This window comes from Shewanella sp. SG41-4 (assembly GCF_014164505.1).
Classification (GTDB): domain Bacteria; phylum Pseudomonadota; class Gammaproteobacteria; order Enterobacterales; family Shewanellaceae; genus Shewanella.
Genome location: NZ_JACJFI010000013.1, coordinates 24,530 through 35,497, shown reverse-complemented (window position 1 = coordinate 35,497; position 10,968 = coordinate 24,530). Strand labels below are relative to the sequence as shown.

Annotated in this window: 8 protein-coding genes; 6 read left to right on the top strand and 2 right to left on the bottom strand. The window is 40.8% G+C overall.

Annotated features, from left to right (window positions below):
* The 3 genes from H5202_RS02735 to H5202_RS02725 form a co-directional block, all read left to right on the top strand.
* Window positions 1–773: hypothetical protein (locus H5202_RS02735; RefSeq protein WP_182770690.1), on the top strand; the 773-nt coding region annotated here is incomplete at its 5' end.
* Between the two features lie 255 nt (window positions 774–1,028).
* Window positions 1,029–1,943 (top strand): pepsin/retropepsin-like aspartic protease family protein, encoded by a 915-nt coding sequence (locus H5202_RS02730; RefSeq protein ID WP_182770689.1) that lies wholly within the window; start codon window positions 1,029–1,031, stop codon window positions 1,941–1,943.
* Window positions 1,944–2,239: 296 nt separating this feature from the next.
* Window positions 2,240–4,426: an OsmC domain/YcaO domain-containing protein gene (locus H5202_RS02725; protein WP_182770688.1), complete on the top strand. Its 2,187-nt coding sequence runs from the start codon at window positions 2,240–2,242 to the stop codon at window positions 4,424–4,426.
* Window positions 4,427–4,501: 75 nt separating this feature from the next.
* On the opposite strand, the gene H5202_RS02720 is transcribed toward H5202_RS02725, so the two are convergent.
* Window positions 4,502–5,989, bottom strand: coding sequence for a CotH kinase family protein (locus H5202_RS02720; protein ID WP_182770687.1), 1,488 nt, complete (start codon window positions 5,987–5,989; stop codon window positions 4,502–4,504).
* Between the two features lie 288 nt (window positions 5,990–6,277).
* On the opposite strand from H5202_RS02720, the gene H5202_RS02715 reads away from it, so the two are divergent.
* Complete coding sequence (locus H5202_RS02715; protein ID WP_182770686.1) at window positions 6,278–7,681, top strand: hypothetical protein; 1,404 nt, start codon at window positions 6,278–6,280, stop codon at window positions 7,679–7,681.
* A 136-nt stretch (window positions 7,682–7,817) separates the two neighbouring features.
* Entirely contained in the window at window positions 7,818–8,066 is a 249-nt protein-coding gene (locus H5202_RS02710) for a hypothetical protein (protein WP_123777323.1), read from the top strand.
* Window positions 8,067–8,141: 75 nt separating this feature from the next.
* Here H5202_RS02710 and H5202_RS02705 read toward each other — a convergent pair whose 3' ends face one another.
* Window positions 8,142–9,344: an ammonium transporter gene (locus H5202_RS02705; protein ID WP_123777322.1), complete on the bottom strand. Its 1,203-nt coding sequence runs from the start codon at window positions 9,342–9,344 to the stop codon at window positions 8,142–8,144.
* 415 nt (window positions 9,345–9,759) lie between these two features.
* Here H5202_RS02705 and H5202_RS02700 point away from each other — a divergent pair, with 415 nt between their 5' ends.
* Window positions 9,760–10,929, top strand: a complete 1,170-nt coding sequence (locus H5202_RS02700) for a lipid-transfer protein (RefSeq protein WP_123883695.1) — start codon at window positions 9,760–9,762, stop codon at window positions 10,927–10,929.
* The last annotated feature ends 39 nt before the right edge of the window (window positions 10,930–10,968 follow it).

Sequence of the window (10,968 nt, the reverse complement as noted above, 5' to 3'; positions counted from 1 at the left end):
ACCGAGTACGTAAAATAAACGATCAACTCGATTTTTCACGATTGAACCTAGCGATAAAAAGAGATGATAAATTTCTTATTAAAGCGATTGATCGTCTCCAAGCGATTCGTGAAGAATTAGGTCAGTTTTATGAGTTGATACAGGTTAGACGTTATAGCTTGATACCTTTACTTGATGCCATTGAAGAAGGTGATAAGTATATTGGTGTATTCCAACAAAACATCGACGAAGTCGGTGATGCTTATAACCAAGTGACATCAGGAAATGTATCTCTGTTAAAAGAATTGGAAGCGGTCATTTCATTGCTCAATAAAGAATTTGGTGATGAGCTGATAGACGTATCTGATGAAGTCAAAAAAGAGCTTTTTCAAAAAATATCGACAGACGAAACCTTTATGAAACCAATACAATCAATCATTTATGATGAAGATTATTTCTATTGGGTACAGCGTTTTGTTCCTTCAGGAAGAGAAGAAGATTATTTAGAAAAGGTCGTTAGACCAAGTAAAATTGAAGATAAAGAGCTTTGTTCTGAAGTGATGGTTCATTTTATTTTAGCCTTAATTGGCAAAAATCATGAGTTAATTTCTCAAGTGTTAAGAACGGCTTCAGGCTCGGTGATGAAAGCCAGAATTGAGTGTAAAGATATTTTGATTTCACTTAGTGCTATTTCACATAAATTGGTTATGGATAATCACGGCGAAACACTTGAAAAAGTAATCGCTAAGTATGAGTCTGAAGAATACTTTGGACGAAACGTAACGATTCGCTAGTAGCGTCGGTTAACGCTGAATCTGCTTTTGCATATATGCACATGCGTTAGTGTTAGATTAATGAGGGGCTCAAGCCCCTTATTGTTCTGCTTTGTTCATTTTAACCTTATATGCCGCTTAGTATAATTACGTTATCTATCCATCGGAATGACCTAAAATATATTCGTTATCGAGCTAAACCCACGAAAGGTTGACATTAAATAGCTTTGTTAATAGATTGTTGTTTTTTATTGCATGCAATATTAAGGACAATAGATGCCTACAACAATACTTAGACTGCTGACTCTCGTTTCTGCAGTTCTGTTTTCATTCCATTCTTTCGCAGTGACTAATTGGGTTAACTTTGAAGTCATTAATGGCCATATTAATCTACCAGTGACCATCAAAGGTATTGAGGGGCGTGCTATTTTAGACAGTGGCTCACAACTTAATGCGATTAATATTAGCTTTATTAATAAAAACGGCTTTGAGTTTTCAAAGGGTAGTAAGATCAATGTTAAAGGTGTTTATGGCACCGAAATTCAACAGCTTTACAATAATGTGCAGGCAAACTTATTCGGTGCTGATATTGAGTTAGATGAGTTGGTCGGTTTACGTTTAGGGCATCACGAGGTACAGCTATTACTGGGTGCAGGATTGTTAGAAAAGTTTATTTTTCAGATAGATTATCCTAATAACCGTTTAAGATTATTTGAGCGAGATTCACTTGATTTGGCCAAGCTTGAAAATATCGAAATGCAGATGGATCGCGGTACAGGTCAACCGATTGTGAAAGTCGAACTAAATGGTGAAAAGAACGCTTGGCTGATCCTAGATACTGGTAATAATGGTGGTTTATTTTTAAAACGCACCTTGGCTACCGATTCAAATTGGCTTAGTCAATATGGTGCTCAATCAGGCACAGGATTTGGAGTGAATAATGTTGCTACAATCGATAATTTCCGCCTGCCTGAGGTCAAGTTTGGGCCTTTTACCATTGAAAATGTCCAAGCTAGCGTTCCGGCAGAAGGTCAAAATGAATCAATTACAGGCCAAGATAGAAGCGGTTTGTCGCGAATTAAAGGTAAAAATATTAAATGTCTTGTAGGTTACGATATCCTCAAGCATTTTGTGTTGACCATAGATTACAAATCAGGCCATATGCATGTAGGACTTCCTGAAGAGTCATAAATACAAGTCAAATATCAAGCAGGGGTCTGTTTCGGGTCCCCCGTTTTCCTGCGTATAAATCATATAAGCATCAGCATTACTTTCAAATTAACACTTTCTATGTAGCCTCTATTCTCTGTTTTAATCCCGTATAACCAAACTCCCTTTTAAATTCGATTGCAGCATCGATCGTTACAAATAAGCTTATTACGAACATTTTGGCAATTAACCCAAGACTATTGGGTCAAAAACACCGATAATTCACCCTAATTTAGACAAGCTGGCCGTTTGGTTGCGCAAGACTGTGGATATATTCAATGGAAATCAAAGTAAATTTTCTCGATAATTTGAGACTCGAAGCTAAGTTTGACGACTTTACCGTCACCGCCGATCAGCCGATCCGTTACAAAGGTGATGGTTCAGCTCCTAGTCCTTTTGATTATTTCTTAGCATCTTCAGCGCTTTGTGCCGCTTACTTCATCAAGGTGTATTGTAAAGCCCGTGATATTTCGACTGAAAATATCAAATTGTCGCAAAATAATATTGTCGACCCGGAAGATCGCTATAACCAAATATTCCAAATTCAGGTTGAGTTACCGGATGATATCTCGGATAAAGATCGCCAAGGTATTTTACGTTCAGTTGATCGCTGTACTGTTAAAAAAGTAGTGCAAACTGGACCTGAATTTAAAATCGAAACGGTTGAAAACTTAGATGCTGACGCCAATGCGATGTTGATGGGTCAAGCTGAAGCTGATGCGAGTACTTTTATCTTAGGTAAAGACTTACCGCTTGAGCAAACTATTAAAAACATGACTGGCTTGTTAGCCGACCTTGGCATGAAGATCGAAATTTCTTCATGGCGTAATATTGTGCCAAACGTGTGGTCTTTGCATATTCGTGATGCAGCATCACCTATGTGTTTCACCAACGGTAAAGGTGCCACTAAAGAGAGCGCGTTATGTTCTGCTTTAGGCGAGTTTATAGAGCGTCTTAATAATAACTTTTTCTATAACGATCAATTTTTTGGTACTGAAATCGCCAATAGCGATTTTGTGCATTACCCAAATGAAAAATGGTTTGCACTAGAAGACGATGATGCACTGCCAGTAGGCATCTTGGATGAGTACTGCCTAGATATTTATAACCCCGATGAAGAGTTATGTGGTTCGCATTTAATTGATACTAACTCAGGCAATAAAGATCGTGGTATTTGTGCTATTCCATACACGCGTCAGTCAGATGGGGAAACGGTTTATTTCCCGTCTAACTTAATCGAGAATCTATTTTTAAGTAATGGCATGAGTGCAGGTAATAACTTGCAAGAAGCCCATGTTCAGTGCTTATCTGAGATTTTTGAACGCGCAGTAAAACGCCAAATCATTGAACAAGAAATTGTACTACCCGATGTGCCAATGGCAGTGCTTGAGAAATACCCAAGTATTTTAGCGGGTATTAAAGGGCTTGAAGAGCAAGGCTTCCCTATTGTAGTGAAAGATGCTTCTTTAGGCGGCCAATTCCCGGTAATGTGCGTGACGTTGATGAACCCACGTACTGGCGGTGTATTTGCCTCATTTGGTGCACACCCTAGCTTTGAAGTGGCATTAGAGCGCAGCTTAACCGAGTTATTACAAGGTCGCAGCTTTGAAGGCTTAAATGATGTGCCAAAGCCAACGTTTAACAGCATGGCAGTGACAGAGCCAGAAAACTTTGTTGAACACTTTATTGATTCAACAGGGGTTATTTCTTGGCGTTTCTTTAGTAGTAAGTTTGATTACGAATTTAGTGAATGGGACTTTACTGGTACTAGTGAAGAAGAAGCCAGCGGTTTATTCGGTATTTTAGAGGCCATGGGCAAAGAAGTGTATATTGCCGAGTTTACAGATTTAGGCGCATCTGCGTGTCGTATTTTAGTCCCGGAATATTCAGAAGTATATCCAGTAGATGACTTGATTTGGGACAACACCAATAAGTCTTTAAACTACCGTGAAGATATCTTAAATCTGCATTCATTAAGCACTAAAGCGTTAGGTAAGTTAGTTAATCGTCTAGAAGAAAGTCAGCTAGATAACCATACCGATATTCGTACCGTAATTGGTATTGTGTTCGATGAAAATACGGTTTGGGGCCAGTTAACCATTATCGAATTGAAGATTTTGATTTATCTTGCATTGGGCTCGCACGAAGACGCTATTGAATTGGTAGGTGAGTTCTTACAGTTTAACGACAATACTGTACAGCGTGGCTTGTTTTACCAAGCAGTGAGTGCAGTGCTTGAAGTAACCTTAGATGAAGACTTAGAACTTGAACACTTTATGGCTAACTTCAACCGCATGTTTGGTAAAGAAGTGATGGAAAATGTCGTCGGTTCGGTTAATGGCACAGTCCGTTTTTATGGCCTGAGCAAAACCAGTATGAACCTTGAAGGCATTGAACCGCATTTACGTTTGATCGAAAGCTACAAAAAACTACATCAAGCGCGTAAAGTAAAAGCCAGCATGTAATCATCGATTTTATTGATATAAAAAGCCCATCACCGAAGTGATGGGCTTTTTAATTTCTGCGGGTTAGAAATGCATTTATTGTTTGTCTAAATAGCTTTCTACAGCAGTGGCTCTATCTTCTGCATGCTCTATTAGCTCATCGATAGCACGGTAAAAATCGCTGCTACTTTCTAAAAAGCTATACCCAGATACTTCAGTGGTCGCATAAGGGGCAACAAGTGCAGAGTAAGCATTGTAGCTTGCTTGTATTTTATTGGTTTCGAATGCATCGCTGATAACCTCAAGTAAAAACTGGTTGTAGCGGTCACGGTATACATCATCTGCGTACAGTTTTGATATGAGTGGCCAGCTGCTTGAGTTGAGGTCTGAGAAGTCTAACGACAATGCGCCACCTTGTTTCCCGTCTTGCAATGCTTCGTTGTTGTCCCAAGGTATCCAGGTCAGTTTTGAATTGTCTGGATTGTTATATAAATAGTAATTGTGTGGCATTAAGCCGTAAGTGTCCCAGTTTTGAATGATGCCATTAACGGCTAAGTATTTTAAAAATACATCAACATCAAATACCGTTTCTAGATTGGCTCGCCATGTTTCAGGATCTGTGCTGCGAGTGTCGGCGTGTAGGGCGGTAAACAGGGCTTGTATGTCAGACCAATCTTCGTCGTCTTCGTTAGTTTTTTTCTCAAAGTCTTCTTGATTAAATGACCCATCAACAAACATTGCGCCATCATCTTCGGGTTTGTACAAGTTACCTTTGTCGCTAGAAAATTGCGTGTCGATTACAGTGTCATCAATTTCTTCTACAAGAGTATATAAACCAAAATATTCAGGGCCGTCGCCATGGTCAACGTATAAGGTATAAAACCCAGTGTGAGATACAGCAAGCCCTGCATCTTTAAACACATCCGCAGCAACTTTTTCACGTAACATTGACTCGTCATCAAAGTTGTTTTTTAAACTAAACTTTTTAAAGCCATAAAAGCGTTGGTTTTTAATTTGCGGGTAATCGTCTTCATACTCGTCGAAATCAAGTTTAAGTGCCAGTTTAAGAATGCCTTGTTGCCAGCTAGTTTGCAGTGATGAATTACCTTTAAAGCGGATGCCGACGCGATACCATTGCGTGCCGTTATAAAATACTTCAGCTGGAACAAAAATAGGATCTTCATCGGTATCACTTAAGCTATTTGATGAGCTTCTACCAAATTCACCATAGAGTGCCGTCATGTCATCTAACATGCTTTGCCAGCGCGCTTGTGTGACAACGATATCAAGCCGTTTAACTTCGGTATCACTAAACACTTCATCAAAGTTAGGGTCGACATTTTTGCTGTGGGTTTCGTCTGTCCAATCGGTCGCTACAAAATCTGCGTCAGTGACCTCTGTTTCGGTATCAGTGCTTGTGTCAGTATCAGAGCTAATGACCGTTTCGGCTATTTCGCTGTTGCTATCACTGTCGCTACCACAACCTGTGAGTATGAAAGCACAACTGAGTGTCATGATAAGTAATAGTGTCATTGGCTGGTTAATTAACCGCTTTTTGAGGTGTAAGTTATTAAGGGAAAACATCGGGCTCTCCTAGTACTTGGGTAAGATTGTTAACATAAAGTCATTACCAGCATGTTAGAGAGTAAAAGTGCAGAAACTGCACAGTGAGTGTGGAACAAAATAGCAAGTCGATAAAAGTGCGATCTTGTTCACTGTGATATATTTGCGTGCTAATAGCCGTCGCCACCGGTATTCGATAAGATAAATGAGTTTACAGTGAAGAGGTTTATCTTTAGGTTAGTGAACAATAATAATGTTAACGTCTTGTAAAAAAACATATTCTTAATAATTAATATTCAAGGACGATAAATGAAATCTTCACTTTTTTTGATTGGTTGTGCAATGTTAAGCCCTGCTATAAACGCCAATGATTTACCGCCAATTTTAGATTTTTACCCACTTTGTAGTCCACACACTATTAATACAGCCAATGATAAAATCGTCTACGATATTGACCCAGACTTGCTGGAATCGTCTAGTGATGGCGTGTTGTCCCATCGTGATGCTTATATACAACAAGCCTTTGTGGAAATACAGCGAAAAGCTGCAGCAGCAGGAGCGGATGCGATTATTATTGATAGATTAAGTGTTGGTGGAATTGAGCGAAGTATTGACTTGCAAGATGACAGTAGCCGAGTTAAATCGAACACCAAGCAAATCCATGTGATTACCACTGCGCAATACGTTACCTTTTGTGACGATACACAACTGAGCAAAGATCCAACACCTTATAACAGCGAAGGTAAATCGGTTTCGTATACCCAAACCACAGTTCAATTGACGATGCCAAACGAGGGGAATGTATTAAAGCAAGCGCAAAAACACCAAGCACCTGATGCGCTTATTACAACCGACAGCGCCTATGGCATACACATTGGTGACTCGGTTGATGTTTTACAACAAGCATTAGGTCCTCACAGTATTCAGTTGCAACTCGACAATGGTGCAACCGTTTATGGTTATGGGCGCAGTCTATGGTTTGTTGTTAAAGACAATCGTATCGAGATGATTACCCAGGATTTAGGATTGTTAAATGGCCATGGTCAAAACCAAATTGCCTTAAGTGAAAACTATGATGGCGATAATTGGGTGATTGCTAACCAAGTGCGTCAAGGTGATGGGCTTGCTAGCGTGAAAGCGCATTTAGCGCTTAAAAAGCAAGGTGATGTTTACAGTGTGGCAGGTAAAAATAGCCGATTGATATTAACCTTTGAAGACTATAATGAAAGTCTAGATAATGCTGCTGTTTCTCGACTTAACAGCTTTGCCATTATGCCATTAACAGTCACTGATGATCATCACGTTAAGTTCGGTAACTTTGATAATATCGACATCGCAACATTGTTGACATTAGCATTTAAGCAAGCTTATACCTTGCAACCACAACAGCTCATCAACCAAATCCAATTGACAGACAACGGTCCAAAAGTGCTGGTGAATAGCAATGTATTATTGGGTTTTGATCGCCAAGGAGTCGTTAATTCAATTAAAATTACCGAGTCGATGTTTGGCACGCAAACGATGAGTGAATTTAATGCTGTGCTTGCTAGTTATCATTTGCCTACTATCAAATCGCAATTGTTGGAGCGATACCCAAACGCAGAAGATAATTTTGATAACATTATGCTGACAAAAGGGACTGTGATGTTGTCGATTAATTTTGATTCATACGATGACGATGCGCAGCTGATTGATCTTACGTTACGTTTTTAATCATCTTAGCGGCTAGACCTGAGTGAGTGGTACAGTAACCAGCGCTATAGGCTCAGATGGCATACAATATACCTTATTGAGGTTCAATGGGTTAAAGTAGCACCCAAGTTTTGATCTAAAGTTGTTGGGAAGTTAAATGAATATTGAAAATGATGTGATTGATAATTTAGCCGAATTAGAACGCTTTTTACTGTCGGTGGAGAAGGGCGGTTTAGGTTTGGAAGGTGTTGCGGGTGTGGGTATGGCAACTAGTAATGCTGATGGTCGTCATTTTGTTGCGGTATTTGGTGATAACCACAAGCTATTACTTGGCCGCTGGATTACCGCTGAAATCTTCGAAAACGGTCAAGAGATGGTTAAGAATGGGGTTAAATCGAAGCACTGATTGTAGACTCTGTTTCGTGTAAAAAGGGGCAGAAATTCATTTCCGCCCCTTTTTACTATAAGTGACTTAGCATCATCACTTATCTGAATTGGTTGAGCCAATCTTATGTATCGCTAAATCCGCCCCAATAAATTCATCTTCTTGGCTTAAGCGTAAACTCGATACTTTATTAACTGCGCCATACACAATCATACCGCCAACAATTGCCACCACAACGCCAGCAATACTGCCAATGAGTTGCGACATAAAACTCACACCACCTAATCCTCCGAAAGCTTGCTGGCCAAAAATACCGGCAGCAATACCGCCCCATACTCCACATAAACCGTGAAGAGGCCATACTCCTAGTACGTCATCTATCTTGTTGCTGCGTTGTAATTTAGTGTACACCCAAACAAATAAACCGCCTGCCACACCACCGACGACAAACGCGCCGACAGGATGCATTAAGTCAGAACCTGCACACACAGCAACTAAGCCTGCTAGTGGTCCGTTATGAATAAAGCCTGGGTCATTCTTACCCACCACAAGTGCCACAATCGTACCGCCAACCATAGCCATTAAACTGTTTACCGCCACTAAACCACTAATACCGTCGAGGGTTTGCGCTGACATAACGTTAAAGCCAAACCAACCGACAATTAACACCCAAGAGCCTAGCGCTAGAAAGGGAATATTTGATGGCGCAAATGCGATTCCCGGTTTACGACCACGGCGAGCTCCTAATAAGTAAATGGCGACTAAGGCTAACCAACCGCCCATGGCATGCACTACAACGGAACCGGCAAAGTCATGAAATTGGGCGCCGAATTGGCTTTCTAACCAAGCTTGAAATCCATAATTACCGTTCCACATAATCCCTTCAAATAGCGGATATACGAAGGCAACAATTAAAGCTGATGCCAATAAGAAAGGTCTGAAGCTGCCGCGTTCAGCAATACCGCCAGATACAATTGCTGGAATGGCTGCTGCAAATGTGAGTAAGAAGAAAAACTTAACCAGTTGGTAGCCATTATCAGTGGTTAAGCTTTCTGCGCTGACAAAAAAGTGATTGCCATAAGCTATTTGATAACCAATGACAAAGTAGGCGATAGCGGAAAAGGCAAAGTCAGTTAGAATTTTAACCAAGGCGTTAACTTGGTTTTTATGCCTCACGGTGCCCATTTCTAAAAATGCAAAGCCTGCGTGCATGGCTAACACCATAATTGCACCAAGTAAGATGAACAAGGTGTCTGCACTTTGTGCAATGACGCCAATAGCATCACTAATATTATTCATTTCAGTTCCCACAAAACGATTCTCTGTTGAAATTCATACTTTTATAAAGCAAAAGTCATTCCTAAACCGATACATGGCTGGCATTTTTCTGAACCTATATGGTGCAAATGTCTGAAAATGTTGCTGAAATGATCCATTAAATGTACTACTTCGGTGCATTTTGATGTCAACTCAGTACTCAATAGTGTCTGTAATGATTGATGCTTGGACTAGGAATGTTCCATATTGGTGCGCCAATGCTTGCCTTTGGTGCGTTGCGCTGCAAGTAAATTAACTTTATGTTAACAGTCGTCATTAAGATAATATTGTCCAATAACAAGGATGAAAAATACACTAGGTGTAAAAATCCCGACTCCAGATTATTAATAACTGATCCCCAATAACATCTCACTAGAAACAGCATTACGGGAGCAATATGACAACAGTAAGAGTGGCAGGGGTTGGAATGATCCCTTTTTGCAAACCAGGTAAACATGAGCCCTACCGTGCGATGGCGGCTAAAGCGATTAAGTTAGCATTAACCGATGCTGGTCTTGACGCCAAGTCAATTGGCCAAGCATATGGAGCCTATATTTATGGCGACAGCACCTGCGCGCAGCATGCATTCTACGATGTAATCCAAAGCGGTATTCCAATTATCAATGTTAACAATAATTGTTCTAGTGGCTCGACAGCGTTATTTCTTGCGCGCCAAGCGGTGTTGTCTGGACAAGTGGATTGTGCGTTAGCGTTTGGATTTGAAGAAATGCAACCAGGTGCATTGGGATCGCATTGGACTGACAGAGAAAGCCCTTTTGAGCGGATTGAGCCAGTGTTAAAGCAGTTTAATGCCCCGCAAGGCCCAATTGCATTACGCGCTTTTGGTGCAGCTGGCCGACATTATATGGATAAGTATCATGTCGGTGCCGATATTTTTGCCAAGGTGGCCGAAAAGTCACGTCGTCATGCGTTACAAAATCCATACTCGATGTTTTCAACGCCATTAACGTATCAGCAAGTGCTTGATGATAAGTTAATTTACGATAACTACTTAACACGGCTTATGGCTTGTCCTCCCACCTGTGGTGCAGCTGCGACCATTGTTTGCAGTGAACAGTTTGCCCGTCAAAACGGCATAACATCCAAGGTAAAAATTATTGCGCAGGCAATGGCAACTGATACAGAGCAGTCGTGGCAAGACCCAATTTTTGCCGTCGGTAAGGGTATGAGCCAACAAGCGGCGCAGCGGGTTTATGATGATGCTGGTATCGACCCCAATGATATTGATGTGATAGAGCTACACGATTGCTTTACTCCAAATGAGGTGATCACTTACGAGGCATTAGGCTTATGTCCTGAAGGCGGCGCTGCTGAATTGATTGCTAATGGTGACAACACTTATGGCGGTAAATTTGTCATTGGGCCATCGGGTGGATTAATGTCGAAAGGGCACCCAATTGGTGCTACTGGGTTGGCACAATGTACAGAGCTGACATGGCACTTACGTGGTCAAGCTGGCAACCGACAAGTCGATAATGCCACATTAGCGCTGCAACATAATGTAGGTTTAGGTGGCGCGGTGGTGGTAACGTTATATGGCGTTTAACTAACGGTTTGATTTCATGCTGCGCTACATTGCCGTTGA